This window comes from Flavobacterium pisciphilum (genome assembly GCF_020905345.1).
In the GTDB taxonomy this organism is placed as follows: domain Bacteria; phylum Bacteroidota; class Bacteroidia; order Flavobacteriales; family Flavobacteriaceae; genus Flavobacterium; species Flavobacterium pisciphilum.
The window spans coordinates 204,968-223,055 of the sequence record NZ_JAJJMO010000001.1 but is presented as its reverse complement, the minus strand read 5'-3'; the positions used below and the strand labels follow the sequence as shown (position 1 = coordinate 223,055).

18 protein-coding genes and 1 riboswitch are annotated in these 18,088 nt (G+C 31.3%); all 18 genes read left to right on the top strand.

Going from position 1 to position 18,088, the window contains the following annotated elements; all coding sequences use genetic code 11:
- Positions 1-44 precede the first annotated feature (44 nt).
- Positions 45-252: riboswitch (cobalamin riboswitch) on the top strand.
- 116 nt (positions 253-368) lie between these two features.
- The 18 genes from LNQ49_RS00980 (at position 369) to LNQ49_RS00895 (ending at position 17,671) form a co-directional block, all read left to right on the top strand.
- Positions 369-2,417, top strand: coding sequence for a TonB-dependent receptor (locus LNQ49_RS00980; protein WP_229986930.1), 2,049 nt, complete (start codon positions 369-371; stop codon positions 2,415-2,417).
- On the top strand, positions 2,414-3,559 hold the full coding sequence (locus LNQ49_RS00975; RefSeq protein WP_229986929.1) for a beta-propeller fold lactonase family protein: 1,146 nt from the start codon (positions 2,414-2,416) through the stop codon (positions 3,557-3,559). The genes LNQ49_RS00980 and LNQ49_RS00975 overlap by 4 nt, the downstream gene beginning before the upstream one ends.
- A 12-nt stretch (positions 3,560-3,571) precedes the next feature.
- On the top strand, positions 3,572-4,867 hold the full coding sequence (locus LNQ49_RS00970) for a cell surface protein (protein WP_229986928.1): 1,296 nt from the start codon (positions 3,572-3,574) through the stop codon (positions 4,865-4,867).
- Positions 4,868-4,907: 40 nt separating this feature from the next.
- Complete coding sequence (locus LNQ49_RS00965) at positions 4,908-6,149, top strand: hypothetical protein (RefSeq protein ID WP_229986927.1); 1,242 nt, start codon at positions 4,908-4,910, stop codon at positions 6,147-6,149.
- A 5-nt stretch (positions 6,150-6,154) separates the two neighbouring features.
- Entirely contained in the window at positions 6,155-7,378 is a 1,224-nt protein-coding gene (locus LNQ49_RS00960; RefSeq protein ID WP_229986926.1) for a hypothetical protein, read from the top strand.
- A gap of 51 nt (positions 7,379-7,429) precedes the next feature.
- A complete protein-coding gene (locus tag LNQ49_RS00955; protein WP_229986925.1) occupies positions 7,430-8,374 on the top strand; it encodes a DUF4465 domain-containing protein in 945 nt (314 codons plus the stop codon).
- A gap of 228 nt (positions 8,375-8,602) precedes the next feature.
- On the top strand, positions 8,603-8,797 hold the full coding sequence (locus LNQ49_RS00950) for a hypothetical protein (protein ID WP_229986924.1): 195 nt from the start codon (positions 8,603-8,605) through the stop codon (positions 8,795-8,797).
- Positions 8,798-8,799: 2 nt separating this feature from the next.
- On the top strand, positions 8,800-9,579 hold the full coding sequence (locus tag LNQ49_RS00945) for a toxin-antitoxin system YwqK family antitoxin (RefSeq protein ID WP_229986923.1): 780 nt from the start codon (positions 8,800-8,802) through the stop codon (positions 9,577-9,579).
- Positions 9,580-9,633: 54 nt separating this feature from the next.
- Entirely contained in the window at positions 9,634-10,173 is a 540-nt protein-coding gene (locus LNQ49_RS00940) for a hypothetical protein (RefSeq protein ID WP_229986922.1), read from the top strand.
- Positions 10,174-10,196: 23 nt separating this feature from the next.
- Complete coding sequence (locus LNQ49_RS00935) at positions 10,197-10,568, top strand: hypothetical protein (protein WP_229986921.1); 372 nt, start codon at positions 10,197-10,199, stop codon at positions 10,566-10,568.
- 2 nt (positions 10,569-10,570) lie between these two features.
- On the top strand, positions 10,571-10,954 hold the full coding sequence (locus LNQ49_RS00930; protein WP_229986920.1) for a hypothetical protein: 384 nt from the start codon (positions 10,571-10,573) through the stop codon (positions 10,952-10,954).
- A 223-nt stretch (positions 10,955-11,177) separates the two neighbouring features.
- Complete coding sequence (locus LNQ49_RS00925; RefSeq protein WP_229986919.1) at positions 11,178-11,528, top strand: hypothetical protein; 351 nt, start codon at positions 11,178-11,180, stop codon at positions 11,526-11,528.
- A 253-nt stretch (positions 11,529-11,781) separates the two neighbouring features.
- On the top strand, positions 11,782-12,684 hold the full coding sequence (locus tag LNQ49_RS23285; RefSeq protein ID WP_346432480.1) for an RHS repeat domain-containing protein: 903 nt from the start codon (positions 11,782-11,784) through the stop codon (positions 12,682-12,684).
- Positions 12,671-13,183 carry a hypothetical protein gene (locus LNQ49_RS00915; protein ID WP_229986918.1) on the top strand — a complete coding sequence of 171 codons (513 nt, stop codon included), beginning with the start codon at positions 12,671-12,673 and terminating at the stop codon, positions 13,181-13,183. Before LNQ49_RS23285 ends, LNQ49_RS00915 begins: the two co-directional genes overlap by 14 nt.
- A 491-nt stretch (positions 13,184-13,674) precedes the next feature.
- On the top strand, positions 13,675-14,025 hold the full coding sequence (locus LNQ49_RS00910) for a hypothetical protein (protein WP_229986917.1): 351 nt from the start codon (positions 13,675-13,677) through the stop codon (positions 14,023-14,025).
- 212 nt (positions 14,026-14,237) lie between these two features.
- Positions 14,238-15,140, top strand: a complete 903-nt coding sequence (locus LNQ49_RS00905; protein ID WP_346432479.1) for an RHS repeat domain-containing protein — start codon at positions 14,238-14,240, stop codon at positions 15,138-15,140.
- A gap of 913 nt (positions 15,141-16,053) precedes the next feature.
- A complete protein-coding gene (locus tag LNQ49_RS00900; RefSeq protein WP_229986916.1) occupies positions 16,054-17,181 on the top strand; it encodes an RHS repeat domain-containing protein in 1,128 nt (375 codons plus the stop codon).
- Between the two features lie 10 nt (positions 17,182-17,191).
- Complete coding sequence (locus tag LNQ49_RS00895) at positions 17,192-17,671, top strand: pentapeptide repeat-containing protein (RefSeq protein ID WP_229986915.1); 480 nt, start codon at positions 17,192-17,194, stop codon at positions 17,669-17,671.
- The last annotated feature ends 417 nt before the right edge of the window (positions 17,672-18,088 follow it).

Here is an 18,088-nt window from a genome sequence, read left to right as displayed (position 1 = left end):
ATAATTTTATTAGATAACAATTATTTTTTATGAAGTATAGTTATATCTTTACCTAAAATTTTGGTCTATTTTTTTCTTAAAATTAAGATAAAATAGTTAAAAGGGAATCAGGTGTAAATCCTGAACAGGCCCGCTACTGTAAGTTCTATATAAGTCTTTAAACGTTACTAATGCCACTGTTTGTTTTAGCAAATGGGAAGGTTGTTTAAAGATGGAATAAGTCAGGAGACCTGCCAAAATCACATAGTTTAAAACTTTCGAGGAACAAAGTTGAAGAACAAGAAATCACCCTATTATTTTATAATGGGCTTTTTTTCTTATGCTTCTTGATGATTATACCTCAGTAAGTTTTTATAATTTATTTAGTGATGTATAATACAAAAAAAAGTCTTTTATTCATTTTTACGTTATTTGCTCCATTTGTGCTTTATTCTCAAGCATCTAATGATAGTATACGCCCTTTAAAAGAAGTAATTCTAAAAGGAAAACCTTTCCAAGAAGTAATTCCAGTACAAAGCCTTTCAGGAAAATTACTAGAAAACTTAGCCAGTCACAATGTTGCAGATGCACTTCGCTATTTTGCTGGAACCCAAATTAAAGATTACGGAGGACTTGGAGGTCTTAAAACAGTCGATGTACGTAATATGGGTACGCATCATGTAGGTGTTTTTTATGACGGAATACAGTTGGGTAACGCTCAGAATGGAGTTACCGATCTAGGTAAATACTCCTTAGATGACATGGAATCGCTTACGATGTATAACGGTCAAAAAAGTGAAATTTTCCAGTCGGCAAAAGACTTCGCAGCGGCCTCAGCAATTTATTTAAAAACAAAACGACCTGTTTTTGATGATAATAAAAAGACACATTTATTAGTACGCTATAAAACGATGTCTATAAACTACAACAATCCTTCTTTTAGATGGGAGCAAAAGCTAAGTGACAAAATAAGCATGAGTGTAAGCTCAGAGTACATAAAATCCAATGGTCAATATAAATTTAGATATAAAAGAGACAATCAAGATGGTACTGTTGCCTATGATACCACAGCTACCAGACACAATAGTGATATAGCAGCACTAAGAATTGAATCAGGTATTTTTGGAAAGATAAATAACGGCTCTTGGGACGCCAAAGTTTATTATTATGATTCAGATAGGGGAGCACCAGGAGCTATTGTAGAGAATAAGTTTTCTGATGGATTTAGACAATATGACAAAAACTTCTTTGCGCAAGCCTCGATAGTAAAGGATTTTACAAAAAGGTATAAATTTCAGGCAAAGGCAAAATATGCTGATGATTACACGCATTATGTAGCTAGAGATACGACAAACATATTAGGAGAAATAGTAACCGAGGGAGCACAATCTGATGATAGCTATTATCAAAAAGAAATATACTTCTCAGCAGTAAATATGTACAGTATATTGCCTACATGGGATGTTTCTCTATCCACAGATTTTCAATACAACAAGCTAGACGCAACAAGGAGAGGAATACAAACCCAGTTTTCATTTCCGCAACGTTACACCGGATTATTTTCATTAGCAAGTTCGCTCAGACTTGGACGCTTTAAGGCTTTAGGTAGTGTAGTAGGCACTTATGTTCAGGAAGAAGTACGTTATAATGCAAAAGCGCCAGACAAAAAAGAACTTACTCCAGCATTATTTATTGGTTATACTCCTTTTAAGGATTATGATTTTAATTTAAGAGCATTTGCAAAACGCATTTTTAGAATGCCAACATTTAATGATTTGTATTATACTATGGTTGGTTCTAGTACGCTAAGACCAGAGTATATGAACCAATATGATGTAGGATTTACTTATAATTTACCTACTGGCAAAGGTTTCTTCGATCGATTTTCGATTCAGGCAGACGCTTATTATACCAATACCAAAGATAAAATAGTAGCAGCTCCAACAGGAAATCTGTTTCGTTGGATGATGACAAATATGGGACAAGTTAAAGGACATGGTATTGAATCTGTAATTAATATGGGAATGCATATTAATAAATTAAACCTGTCTACCAATCTGACCTATACATATTCAGAAAGCAGAGATTACACAAAGTTTTTAGGATTAGAAACTTCTTCTTATGGAGACCAAATACCTTATACACCATGGCATAGCGGATCTGGAATACTAAATGCTAGTTATGAATCTTGGAATTTTAACTACAGTTTTATCTATGTAGGAAAACGATACAATGGAAATGTAAACAATATTAAGGTTAATGAAGTACAACCTTGGTACACTCATGATTTATCGATGCAAAAATCTTTTGCACTCACTAATTATTTGATAAAGGGAACTATTGAAGTGAACAATGTATTCAATCAGCAGTATGAGGTTATATACAATTATCCTATGCCGGGTCGTACACTAAAATTTATAATCAGTATTGAGCTATGAAAAAGATAACAACAAAATTAGTATTAGGCTTATTTATAGCTCTTGCCTTTGTTTCTTGTAGAGAAGATGAAGTTATTTTTCTGTCCTCAGACAAAAGTGTTGCTGCTCCAAGAAGCGATGGCAATATAGAAGGTTTTTACCTTCTTAATGAGGGTAATATGGGAATGAACAGAGCAAGCATTGATGTGTTTAATTACCGAACTGGAAATTATACAACCGATGTTTATTCTGAACGTAACCCAACAGTTGTAAAAGAGCTAGGCGATGTAGGTAACGATATAAAAATATATGGCAATAAGGTTTATGCTGTAATCAATTGCTCTAATAAGGTTGAAGTAGTAGATAAATGGACTACAAAGCGCATAAAAAAAATTGACATTCCCAATTGTCGTTATATAACTTTCTATAAAAACAAGGCATACGTAAGTTCATACTCAGGCCCTGTAGCTATTAATCCAAATGCGGAGATAGGCTTTGTAGCCGAGATTGACACAACATCATTGGAAATCAAACGAAAAGTAAACGTTGGGTATCAGCCTGAACAAATGGTGGTGCATAACGGGAAATTATATGTTGCAAATTCAGGTGGATATAGAGTGCCTAATTACGACAGAACTGTATCTGTAATCGACCTTGAAACTTTTACTGAAATAAAAAAAATAGATGTAGGCATCAATCTCTATAGTATGCAAATAGACAGTAGAGGTGATATTTATGTTAGCTCTAGAGGCGATTATTACAATACACCATCAAACCTTTTTGTAATAGACACAAAAACAGATGAGAAGAAACAACAACTAGATATTCCGGTTTTAGGAATGTGCCTAGTAGATGATTTACTCTATTACTACAGTGTGTCTTGGAGCTACCTCACCAATAGCAATAAGGTGAGCTATGGAATATTAGATACAAAAACAAAAAAAATAATTAGCGATAAGATAATCACAGACGGTACAGACAAGCAAATAATGATTCCTTATGGGCTACAAGTAAATCCTGAAACAAAAGAAATATATATAACCGATGCGCAAAATTATGTCGTAACAGGTTACATCTACTGTTTTACTCCTGAAGGAAAATTAAAATGGAAGACTACTGCGGGAAATATTCCGGCACATATTGCTTTTATAACCAAAAAATAAAATAACAATACCATGAATAATAAAATAACAAAACACTTTAGAATGCTATTGCTTTTATTTATAGGAGTTCTAGTGACTAATTGTTCTAGCAGTGACGAAAGTTCTGATGATAAAAATCCTCCAACAGGTAATATTGGAAACAACGAGTTTAATGCTCAAAGAGCCACCATAGTAGCTGTAACAACAAACAGTACGGTAAGCGCCGATGCAACATATAGTTGGAGTGTAACAACAGCTGCATCAGATAATTATTCTCTAGCAAATACTTCTGCAAAAGAAGCCTTATTTGTAGCAACAGAAATTGGAATTTACGAACTGGCAGTAGTTATAAATGATAAAGGAGCTACGCAAACACAAAAGGTTAAAGTATTTGTAAGCAAAGAAGCGAAAGAATACAAAACCTTTATAGCCAAAGTATTTGATTTTAAACCAGCTCCTGGGCAATTCATAAACGATTTACCAATAGCCAATGATGGCGAAAGCTATGATAAAATTTTAACTAGAGCCAACAGTTATCTAGCGAAGAAAAATGGAGATCTAATTTCGCTTGGGGCATTTGGAGGTTATATTGTTTTTGGGTTTGATCATACTATTGCTAATGTAAAAGGCAAACGTGATTTTAGAGTTTTAGGCAATGCTTTTTGGGCAGAGGCAAATCCCAATCCAAATCAAACCATGCGTGGCGGAAGCAGTGAAGCAGGAGTTATAATGGTGTCGTACGACAAAAACAAAAATGGACTTCCAGATGATGAATGGTACGAGATAGAAGGTGGTGGGCATAAAATGGAAAAAACCATCAAAAATTATGAAATCACTTATTACAGACCTGATCCCAACAAAGTGCCAGTTCCGGGTGGAGGCACAGGCACAGTGCTTTTTACAGATATGGAATACATATTATGGAAAGACAATCAAGGTAAAACGGGTTATTTAGCACAAAATAATGCTTATAACCATTCATTAGACTACTGGCCAAAATGGCTTAAAGATCAAGATAAAATTACTTTTAAAGGCACTAGACTACCGGACAATGCCATTGACGAAAGCGGAACAGGAAGCTATTTTGTTCAATATGCATTTTTATACGGATATGCAGATAATGCCCCTAACAATGATAACGATTCGGCAATAGATATTGATTGGGCAATAGATAAAAACGGAAACAAAATCCACCTTCCGGGAATTGATTTTGTAAAAGTTTACAATGGACTTAATCAGCAAGCAGGATGGCTTGGTGAAACATCTACCGAAATAATGGGAGCTACAGACTTACATCTTTTGGGTGAAAACATTCCTACCAGACCATAAATTAAATAGTACGTTAAATTAAAATTATTACATCAAAACCATGAAAAAAAACTTTACTCATTTGTTATTCATTGCTTTCCTAGTTATAGGATGTAGCAGCAATGATGATGATGCTAAATCAGAAGAAGGGAATATACAATCCACAGAAATTACACTTAAAGAAAAACATGATATAAGTACATTTAGTGTATTAGATATAAGTAGTTCAACTACTAAAAGCAATCCAACTTTTGAATGGGTGATGACAAAAAATCCTGTCAATGCAACTACAGATTCTATAATTGGAAAAACTAAAGATTTAAGGTTCATAGCACTATACTCAGGTACCTACGAACTAACATTGAATGTTTCGGCAGATGGAAAAAAAGGAAGTAAAAAAACAGTCATAAATGTTACTAATGAGACCAAAAACTACAATCCATACATAACCAGTATTTATGATTTTAATCCTGCTCCGGGTGCGTTTGCCAATGATTTATTTAAAGCAGGTTATACAAAAGAAGATGTTGTAAGAATAGCATTAGGGAGAATAAACGAAACTAATGTAGGTTATCCAATCGACTTAGGAGGTTTTGGAGGATCAATTATTGTTGGATTTGACCATACTGTTGTTAACATAGCAGGAGAAAAAGATTTAAGAATCTATGGAGGTAATTTAACCGACAAAGGCAATCCGCCTGCACCTGGATTAATATATGTTGCCTACGATAAAAACGGAAATGGAAAGCCAGATGATGATGAGTGGTATGAAATAATAGGTAGCCAGCATACTAAAGAGAATACAATAAAGAATTTTAAAATCACTTACAACAAACCAGCAGCAGGAAAACCAGTTGTTGTAAGCGGTCCAAATGATCCTTTCTTAGATCGTGAGCACTTATTATGCGAAAATAATCAGGGAGAAACTTACTACTTGCCTAGATCAAAAGGTAAAAAAGAGTATTATCCATCATGGGCAACTCAAAATACAGCTGTTTATGAAGGCCTTAAACTAAATGTAAATTTCCAACCTGCAAGAGCTGGACAAACGACACTATGGAATTATAATGCTCCAGAATGGGGATATGCCAATGCAGTAAATCCAGATATTGATATCGATTGGGCTGTAGACAAAAACGGAAATAAAGCAAATCTTCCCGGTATAAATTTTATAAAAATTGTTAACTGTGTAAGCGAACCAATGGGACTTTGTCATCAGCAGTCATCAATGGCAACCAAATTCTCTGGAGCAGCTGATCTTCATATAGTAAAGAAATATAATCTAAGAAAAATAAAAGAATAAGAATTATGAATAAGTATATAAAATACAGCTTGTGTATAGTGGTTATTAGCGCCTTATATTGCTGTAGTAATGATGATTCAAAACCAGAAACAGTTGCACCTGAACCCGTTTTAGAGGCTTCTTTAGCTTTAAAATTAGAACCAAGTTTTGCAACAACTAGATATAAAGTAGCTGTAATAGACCCTGAAGTAACTATAGAAAATGCAAATAATACTGTTGCACAATACAAATGGACAGTAAAAGTATCTGGAAAAGATGGAGTTGCTAAAGATTCTATCATTGGCGATACTAAAACTTTAAATTTTATAATGCCAAAAGCAGGTGACTACAATGTAGATCTTACAGTAACATTGGCTAAAGTTATAAAGCAAGCCAGTACTAAAGTTACAGTTTCCGAAACTGGACTTTCTTATAATTCAAAAGCATTATCGATTATTGATTATTTACCATCTCCATACCCAACTATGGATGATTATGCCTTTACTACTAAAGCAGAAGTTTTAGAACAGGTAAAATTAAATCTTGAAGACGAATCTGCTGTTCCACTGGGCACATTTGGAGGTTATATTGTAGCAGGCTTTGACCATACTGTAATAAATGCCTACGGTAAACGTGATTTTATAATTAAAATGAATACGGCTAGTAGTACAAATTTATCACCTGTTAGTATTTATGTTGCGTACGACAAAAACAAAAATGGAGTGGCAGACGAAAATGAATGGTATGAAATAGCTGGGAGTGAACACAATAAATCAACAACTATTAAAAACTACGAAGTCACCTATTTTAAACCAGATCCAAATAAAACACCTGTAGCTGGCACAGCAGACTGGCAGTTTGATAAAGAATATATTAAATGGACAGATAACAAGAATACATCGGGTACCATTACAAAAACAAACAGAGGAAAATATTCTGATTATTACCCACAATGGGTAGAGAATTCTTATACGCTTAAAGGTACAAAATTGTATATACCAGTAAAAGATATTAGTGATGGGGAAGGCATAAACTTTAATGTAGGCACCTTTGAATGGGGGTATGGCGGAATAAAAGATTCTTCAATAGATATTAGCTGGGCTGTAGATGCAAACGGAAAAAAAGTCCATTTAGCAGGGATTGATTTTGTAAAAGTATATGTATCAACATTCGTTGAACTAGGTTCATCAGGATCACTAACAAATTATTTTGAAAAAGCTGAAGACATCAATTTTGTCAAGACAAAATAATTAAGAATCATTTTTATAGTAAAAGAATATTAACCCTAAATTTTATATATAATGAAAAAAGTACTTTATTTTTTGACAGTAGGTTTGCTTTTAGGACTTTCGTCTTGTAGCAGCGAAGACGACCAAGTAATTAATGGTGGTGCAAATGCAACTGTAAATTCTACCAACTTAACAAAAAGAATTGTTGCAGATCCAGGAATAGGAACTACTACAACCCTTAATCTTACTAGTGGATTACTAGCCAACGGAATCACAACAACAGGCGGTAAATATTGGGAAAACACCTATGTTTCGAATACAAAATTAAACGTAGATATCTTTACATTTTCGCATACTGCAGTATCGTCTGGTTATAATTATTGGGATGGTTTTATAGTATCAAATGTAAATGATATTACAAATTATGGTTCTGGTGCAGGAACTGGAGGATCTAATGGATGGGTACCTAACCAATGGGGAGCTATGGCAGGAAGTGGTTTTGGTACATCTTCTACAACAACTCCAGGAAGCCCAGGTACACCGGGCGATCCTTATATAGTAGCGTATTGGTCAAGTTACCAAGATCCTAAAAATCCAGCTGGTACTACCTTTAGTGAATCTAGTTTTTCAAACTGGGTAAAAATTGGAGACACAGGATTGTATGACGTTAAAGGATTAAAAATAAATATGCATCCATGGCCTTATTATGGTTGTTTGTATGGAGACGGTTTTGCACAACCATTTAATCAAGGAGATCGTTTTGAATTATTGATTTATGGAGTAAACCAAAACGGAATCATCTCAGCGCCAATTGTACATTCATTAGCAGATTATACAGGATCTTCTTTAGTGATGCCAACGGGTTGGAAAAATGTTAATACAACTAACCTTCAGAATTTAGGAGCAGTTAAATACCTAATTTTCCAAATGTATTCTTCAGATTCACACCCAATTTACGGAATGAATACAGCTGCCTATTTTTGCTTAGACAAGCTTTCGGTAAAACGAGTAAACTAAAATAGATCAATTTCAATGCAAAAAGAGCCATCCTAATGATGGCTCTTTTTTTGTTTACTTATTTTAAAAGAAAAGTGGTTTTATGGTTGGGAAATTGAAATAGCTATAAATTAAAAATAGAATATACATCTTAAAATCTTTTAATCAATTAAATAGTATTTTTACTTCAAAAAAAATATTGCTTCATGCAAAAAAACGGATTTAATTATCTAAAAAAGTAAATGTATTATGACGGATAAAATACTAAGGATATCATATATTGAAGGTATTCCTGTTCTTTTATTTGGTGATGGAAATAAAGCTATTATCAAATTAGAAAATATTGATTTCTATAATGTATTAGGCAAAATGTCTAATAATGTTAATCAAAACTTCACTTGGGTTAGAAGAGATATTTATGAAACGCAACAAAAGAAGAAGTAATAATGAAAAATAGATATAAAGTAGTAGTTTCAATTTTACTAGTTATAATATTAGGCTTTATAATTTTATTCTTTTTTTTAAAGGATGAAAAAGTACATGTTTTAAAAAAGTATGACCCAAAAACAAAAAGAACTACTTCAATTGAATTTATAATTAAAAATGGAGATACCATACTTCAAGGCAAGTATATGTACTTTAATGAACAGGGAAATAAAATATCTGAAGGAAATTTTATAGATGGTCATATTAAAGGGAAAACAATTAACTACTATGATAATGGGAAAATTGAATCCATTGTTTATCATAAAAACCCAGAAATTATAGAAGAAGGTACATACTATGATCGAAATGGTATGATCGAAAGTTATATTATGTATGATGATTTTGGAAAATCTTCATTTATTATTAGTTTTGATGAGAAAGGACCAAAGAGGTTTGATGGTCATACTATATTAGAAATCTATCAATATAAATTTAATCATAAAAATGAGTTTAATACTAAGACTGAACAAGTTTTAAAGGTAGGAGATATTTTAAAGTATAAGTATTTAGTGGCTAAAATTCCTAATACAACACGAAGTTTCAAAGTAGAAAATATTGATGTTGATAATTCAAAAGTTAAAAGAACTATTGTAGAAAAGATACCAGTTGGGGTCGAGGTTGAAGAAATTTTAACAAAAAAGGGAATAAATACAATTAAAGCTATTGTTCAGTATAAATTTCATGATAAAGTTACTCCAATTATAAATGATACTATTTCTTTTAAAGTCAAAGTAAATTAAATATTATTAAGTCATGCGCAACAACAGCGATTCTACCATTTAAATACTAATAATATGAAATATATAGCAATATTACTATTAGCATTTATTATTGAGAATTCTACAGTAATTAAACTTGAAGATTATTACAATGGAGAAGGTGTTATTTTTGATAAAAGTATAAAATATCCTTTTGTAGAGCCTAATTACAAAAAAGGGTATACACCAACAATGGATGATATAAAAAAGACAGAAACACACTTATTAAACAATTATTATGAGTACGAAGCTAATGTCTTGGATAGTTTTAATATAGATAAATCAAAATTTAATGTAAAATTTAAGAAACCTTTAAATGTTAAGAAGAAATTCTTAAAGTATAATAGACAGTATGCTGGATTTATAGACAAATCAAATGACACTATTATTTATATTGGTTTATTAAATTTTAAAAATAAAAAGCTAGCCAATAAATATTTTGAAGGTTGGAAAGAAAATATTTTTTTTGGATTTGATGGTTTTTATGAAAAAAATCAAAAGACATATTTATACAACTTAAGTAAAAATAAATTTATTTATAAATTAGGATACATCATTAGCACAAAAAGGATTTAAAAAAATATTCTCTGTTAAAATAAATGAAATACTTAGCTATAATTATCATTTTTATATTTGCATCTTGCTACAATGATGTGGGAAATATTCAAATTCAAGGAACAATTAAAGACGGTTTATCTAAAAAACCGATTGGAAATGCTGAAGTTTCAATTGTTTGCTGGAGCTATGGTAAAACTCCTGATGGTAGTTACACGGGTAAGGATTCAATATTTATAATTGCAAGTAAAGATGGTTTTTATAAATGTAATTTTGAGAAAGGAGCTTATATTGAAGTGAAAGTTTATAGTGATGGATATCAGACTGGTTATAAATCAGATGATATTGTAAATGAAAAAAATATAATTGACTTCGATTTAAAACCAAATAAAGCAACAGATTTCAATTTAGAATAGAAATGAAACATTTATTTATAATTATAGTAGTATTATTTTTTTCTTGTACAAAAAAGAAAGAAATAATATCCGATAGCAATATTAGCAAATTATCAGAAGGAAGCTATGAAATACCTTCTAGATATGGAACTTTAAATCTTTTTGTTTTGTCAGATAATGATGAAATAATTGTAACAAATGCAGATTATCTGAATTATGTTTATGTCAATCATTATAAAGATGAATTTAAAAATTATAATATTTTTTTATCAAATGTTTTAAATGAGAAAAAGAGGGTAAAAAAAAGTTTTTTTAATAAGATTCCTTATAAATCGTTTAAAATTAATAAGGAACTTGAGATGGAATATGGGCAATTAAATTTTGATGCTTTTTTTAAAAGTATGTAAAAAAGGATGAATCTAGAAAAGATTTTTATATTCTTAATTCTAAAGAAAAAAAATCTTCAGGTGAAATTATGACTATTTCATATTACTTTTATTTAAATGGTTATGAGACTTCAAGGGATGATTATTTTCCTAAATATATAGTTGTAAGTAGGGATGTGATAATGAAAAATAGAAGGTAACTACGTGTTACATTTACTTATAAATTATTTAAAAAATAAAAATCATGAAATATATAATTTTATTATGCTTGGCTTTGTGTTTGTATTCTTGCGGACCTACATATGATTGTGATGCTTCTGCGAAAGATTTAAAAGGAGACGAATGTCTTTTAATTGTACGGGAAATACCAACTGATACTGATGACAGATTTGATTATAAAGGAATAAATCCAACAACTAAAAAAGAATGCGATTGTAATTCTAGTAGAAGTGATAGATGGTGGGCAGATTATAAAAAAGATATTGCTATTGGTGATACTATCATAAAAAAGAAAGGAGAATTAATTTTCAGTATTCATAAAAAAGATACTGTTTTGAGTTTTAATTTTGAGTGTGATGGTAAGATTTATAAATAAGTTAGTTGCGCGCAACATTTAGCTATAGCCCCCTGCTGGCGCGAGCATCTTGCTCGTGAGCTCATGTATATTTCTTCTTAAAAAAGTTTACATATTTCAAATACAATAGTTTACATTTTTTTTCGACTGCAGAGAGATACGTAAATAATACACCTGCAAGTGGAGTTGATAACTTAAATTATGTGTTTAATTATACAGATCATTAGGTAATGTTCGCCTTAGCTACAAAAAAAATGCTCAAAACGTTCTTGAAATTCTTGAAGAGAATAATTATTACCCGTTTGGTTTAAAACATGAGGGATATAATACCGATAATAAACAACCAAATTATAAGTATAAGTACAACGGAAAAGAGCTACAAGACGAGCTGGGGCTTAACATGTACGACTATGGAGCTAGAAATTATGATCCTTCATTAGGGAGTTGGATGAATATTGATCCTAAAGCAGAAAAATATTATAATATTGGATCATATGTGTATGTTGTGAATAATCCAATATTTTATATTGATCCTGATGGAAGAGATATACTACCTTGGATTGTACATCACCTTAAAAAACCTTCTCTTGATGATATAAATCAATATGGTTATTTTACTCCGAAACTTCTCTCTACTATGAAAGAAGTAATGTCTACGACCACAGGGAGAAATTATCTATCACAATTTATGAAAAAAGGCCAAAACTTTAGTGGTTACAAAGCTGATAAAAATGGTAAGTATTCAGATGTTAATCTAAATATTATTCAATATGATTTACAAGGAAACGATAAAAAATTTAACGGAATAAAAGGAGCTGCATTTAGAGATGGTACAGTAAGCGTTACTGAAAATAATGAAAAATTGAATATTTCTATTTGGACCTTTGGGGAAGATTTAGAAACTATCACACACGAGCTTTTTGCACATAACTCAGGTATAATTGATGAAATAATTAGTGCTTTTAGAAAGGGCGGTATAAAAGAAGTAGAAAAGGTAAATGATAATGGACCTTCTGAAGATGATGATCATAGAGCTTTAAGAGATTTGGATAATAGCCACGAAGGAGTTAAGAACTATATTGAATTTTGGAATGAGCTTGCAAAAAAAGAGGATAAAAAAAGAAAGATATTCGAACAGATACGAGAAACCAACAACCATAAATATGAAGGACTATAGAAAGACATTTTTAATAATATTAAGTTTAATAGTTATCAGTATTTTAACTATTTTTCTTATTCATAGAGAACAAGATATCAGCTATCAATTATATAATAAACAAGAAAATTGTTTTTATAATGTTTATGATATGAAAACAAAACTTGTGCTTATAAAAAAATGTAATGAATCTAAGGAAATCGATTCTATAATTTTTTATAAGAATAATGGTGAATATTTTCAAAAGTTATTTAATTTAGGGAAAAGGTCTGAAGAACAGAAATTAATATTATCTGTTAAAAAGGAGATGTTATATTACTATGGGCCGAATTCAAGTTTTTATTGTAATATAGAACAAGTCGATAAAAATAAATTTAAAACAACATTAGGTAATAATGATTCGATTGATTCTAAATATCGATTTTCTTTGTATTATAATATTGATTATAAAATATTTAGAATAGAATATGTTTTAAATAATGAAGTTGAAAATTATTTTGATAGTGTTTCAGATCATTAGATGGATAATGCCCCAGCTTGTGCGAGTGTCACACTCGTACCCACAACAATAAGCAAACAAACCAAGAACCCGATCGCGCGGAAATTCTTTCCGTGCTCACAAAGAGAATCGATTAAAAAAGGAAACCTCGTCAATTGGCGAGGTTTTTTATGTGCTAGAATAAAACCGACAGTGCAGATTTGGAATCTGTGCCCGCAAAGTGTATACAGATTTTTAGATAAAAAATAGATTATAGTTATAACAATCCTGTAAAAGACAAGATTGTAATTTTGGCAGAAAATTATTATTTTAGTTCGGTAATAAATTATTCAAATTAAATAATGATTTGGAGGCAATCTTATTAGATTTGTTGAAGGATAATCTTTGCGAGCTCAGATTCCAAATCTGCGCTATCGGAGTTACTGTAAATAGTCTTTTTCTTAATTTTAAGCCAAGTACAGGAGGTAACTATGGTGTTACAAATTCCCATAAATTATTTTAAAAATATAAATATGCGACATAATTTTTTGCTTTGTATATGTTTATCCTTCTTTTCTTGTGGACCATCTTATAATTGCGATGCATCCGCAGAAAGCTATAGGTCTGATGAATGTATTTTAATTGTTGAAAGAATACCTAGAGATATTGATAATATCTTTGATTATCGAGGAATTAATCCTATTACTAAAAAAGGATGTGATTGTAATTCGAACCGCAGTGGAAAATGGTGGTCACTTTATAGTGATCACATCGAAATTGGCGATACTATCATAAAAAAGAAAGGAGAATTAATTTTCAGTATTCATAAAAAAGATACTGTTTTGAGTTTTAATTTTGAGTGTGATGGTAAGATTTATAAATAAGTCAGTTGCGCGCAACATTTAGCTATAGCCCCCTGCTGGCGCGAGCATCTTGCTCGTGAGCTCATGTATATTTCTTCTTAAAAAAGTTTACATATTTCAAATACAATAGTTTACAATTTTTTTCGACTGCAGAGAGATACGTAAATAATACACCTGCAAGTGGAGTTGATAACTTAAATTATGTATTTAATTATACGGATCACTTAGGAAACATTCGCCTTAGCTACAAAAAAAATGCTCAAAACGTTCTTGAAATTCTTGAAGAGAATAATTATTACTCGTTTGGTTTAAAATATGAGGGATATAATACCGACAATAAACAACCAAATTATAAGTATAAGTACAACGGCAAGGAACTGCAAGACGAGAGTATTGGCGGGATTCAGTTGAATTTATATGACTTTGGAGCAAGAAATTATGACCCAGCTCTTGGTCGCTGGATGAATATGGATGCTATGTCTGAAAAATATACTGATTTATCCCCTTATAATTACACAATTAATAATCCAGTAAATGTAATTGACCCTGATGGTAATGATATAATACTTTTGATTTGGCTTTCTCAAAATGGAGATGTAGGCCATGCGGCTTTGGCTATTAGTAATTATAAAAAAGATAAGGATGGGAATTATGTTACAGACAAAAAAGGAAATAATATTGAAGATGGAACATATACCTATTATGATTTTGAACCAGCAGAAGGGATTGGTGAAAAAAATTATGATAAAAGTGTTCGTGGTAAAGTAAATAAAAGGGGAAATATGACAATGAAAGATATTGAAAATAGTAATCCTGCATTTACAGATAAACCACAAGAAATAGATGGAATTTTAAGAGTAAAAACTTCTTCTAGCTATGACGAGAAAATTAAGGATAAGTTAGAGAATAATGTAAAAAATAGCATGTACAATTTAATCAAAAACAATTGTACTGATTTTGTTGCAAAAGCTTTTAGAGATGGTGTGGGGAAAGAAGAAGTAACAGATGTAAATGGAAATAAAGTTAATATTGTAACACAATATAGATTATTTAAGGATTTAAAAGAGTCTACTGGAACTAAAGTAATAAGAAATCCAGGAAGTGAAGTTAAAAAAAACTGCCCAACAAAGGTATAACGAAAAAATCAATTCTTTGAATTGGCTTGAAAAATTAAAACTATGAGACTGATATATTTTTTTAGTTGTTTAATTTTAATAATTACAACTTTAGCATGCCGAAACAAAACGTCTAAAATTTTAAATTTAGACGTTTATGAAAATAATAATTTAATTAAAAAAATTAGTGATAATAGAACAATATGTTTGTTTGACGAAGCAATTTATAAGTCAAAAAAAACTACATATTTTTTGAAGTTTCCGACTAAATATAGAATAATAGCTTTTAGAAAGACTGATACAATTTCTTACTTTATTAATGAAAAAAGCTATGAAAGTAATAGTGGTATTTTTATTACTAAAAATAACTTATTTAAAATTTTAAATTTAAAATAGTATAAATTTAATGGGGTAATGTATCAGATGTGTTGGTGGTTAATAATTTCCCCTGCTGGCGCGAGCGTCCCGCTCGTGAAGACAAAGAGCATCGACAAAGAATAGAAAAGAAAACCTCGTCAAATACTGGCGAGGTTTTTTTATGCGCTAGATAATCCAAAACACACCAAATACGCTTTAATCCTGCGCTTGTTTTATTTGAAGATTTTTTAACTTTCATCTGAGTTTAAATCAAAACGTTCTAAAAAAATAAGCCCAATGTAAAAGCAAATCTATCAGAATTAGGAATATACGAAAAGTTGTCATTTTTTATTTCAATTGAGTATGTAATCTATATATTTTACTATTTTTACAAAGCAAGAAAATGTAAAAGGACCTTCTTAAAAAAAAGTAGTTACACTCGCGAGGAAAATATTGAGCAAATAACATTTCCCATATTTACAATGCAACAGGGCAAAAACTAGAGAAAACAGTAACTGAAAATGGAGCTGTAACGCAAACCATATATTTGGGAGGGTTCCAATATAAAGCTAATGTATTGCAATATTTTCCAACAGCTGAGGGCTATGTAAACAATACTCCTGTAAATGGTACAAACAGTTATAATTATGTGTTTAATTATACAGATCATTTAGTAAACGTTCGCCTTAGCTACAAAAAAAATGCTCAAAACGTTCTTGAAATTCTTGAAGAGAATAATTATTACCCGTTTGGATTAAAACATGAGGGGTATAATACCGATAATAAACAACAAAATTATAAGTATAAATACAACGGAAAAGAATTGCAGGATGAACTGGGGCTTAATATGTACGATTATGGAGCACGTAATTATGACCCAGCAATTGGTAGATGGATGAACATTGACCTTTTGGGAGAAATATCAGAAAGCGAATCACCATTTCAATATGTACATAATAATCCTATAATTTTTGTAGACCCAACTGGATTAACTGGAGAGGCTTTTGAAACAGTTTATAAAGACACGAAAGGAAATACATTATTGGATACAAATGATGGTAGTAATGATATTATCGTTGTTCCTAATAGCCAATTGAAGAAGTTTAAAGAATTAATAAAGAATACTTCAACAAGTATGTCTGATTCACAGGAGTGGAACGACAATATGAAGGCAAGTTTTCTAGGCATGAAAACTGTTAATCAAATGAATTCTTTATTGGACGGATTTACTACTCAGTGGTCAAGACAAAATGCAATAAATTATTTGCAAAACCCAACATTAGGGAATGCTTTGGCAATGTCTTATAGTGAAGCGTTAAGTCAATGGTCAGACCCTCAAAAATTGATTGCGGCTGCTTCAACGGCTGTGTTAGGTTTTCGTCCTAGAGCTGCAACTATTCCTATTGAAGTAACTGAGGAATCTATTGCTAAAGCTTTAAAAGGTTCTAATATGCGTACCGCTCAAGGTGCTGTATCAATACCAGCAGTTGAAAGATATGTAAGAATGTTAGAAAATGGCTCAGTGCCTCCGCCAATTAAAGTAGCTGGTGATATTATTGTAGATGGTAATCATAGATATATTGCTGGAAGATTAGTAGGAACTACCCCCCCAACTGTTCCTGGTTCCATTTCAGCTAGTCAAGCGAATAAGGTTGTTCCTATTCAGAATACAGTCGCAACAAAGGTAGATTGGGGTAATCATTAATTATTTTGAAATGAAAATTTATTGTGAAGATGGGAAGTCTCTAAACTTACCCTTTGAAAACTTGAAAGGTATTAATATGGACAATTTAGATTTCCATAGGGCTAAATTGGAAAATACCGATTTAACAGGTAGTAGTTTAATTAATACAAATTTAAGAGGAGCTTTTCTTTTTGGAGCAACTGTAAAGAATTGTAATTTTAACGATGCAATCTTAATTACGGTAGATATGCGTCAGTGCATTATGGATAGCTCAAATTTTAAAGGCTCAATTATCTATTTTGCATCTTTTAATGATTCTAGTCTTATTAATTGCGATTTTAGCGAAGCGAAAGTTGAGCGCACAGATTTTACAAATTGTAATCTTGTGGGTGCTAATATGAATTGTATTGGATTAGAAACTGCAATTCTTAATGGGGCAATATATGATGGTAAAACTATTTGGCCTGAAAAATTCAATCCAAAATCTTTTGGAGCAATTTATAAAGAATGATTGGATGAGTAATGTATCAGATGTGTTGGTGGTTAATATTCCATTTAATATTTACAGATTACCAATGATTTATAGTAATATCGCATAAAATTAAAACAACCTTTGGGTAGTCCAAATCAAAAAAGCCACTTCATTTACAACGGAGTGGCTTTTGATTTATCATGTAATGATATTATTACGGAATAGCCGTAAATGTACCTGTGGTGATATTGAATCTTTTTTCGCCCCTGCTGGCGCGAGCGTCCCGCTCGTGAAGACAAAGAGCATCGACAAAGAATAGAAATCAAATACTGGCGAGGTTTTTTTATGCGCTAGATAATCCAAAACACCTCTGCTGTGCGAAGTCGCCCGACTTTGTACCCGTTTCAATTGACTGCTACTACAACCAAAATTATAATTTAACGGGCTGTTAAAAAG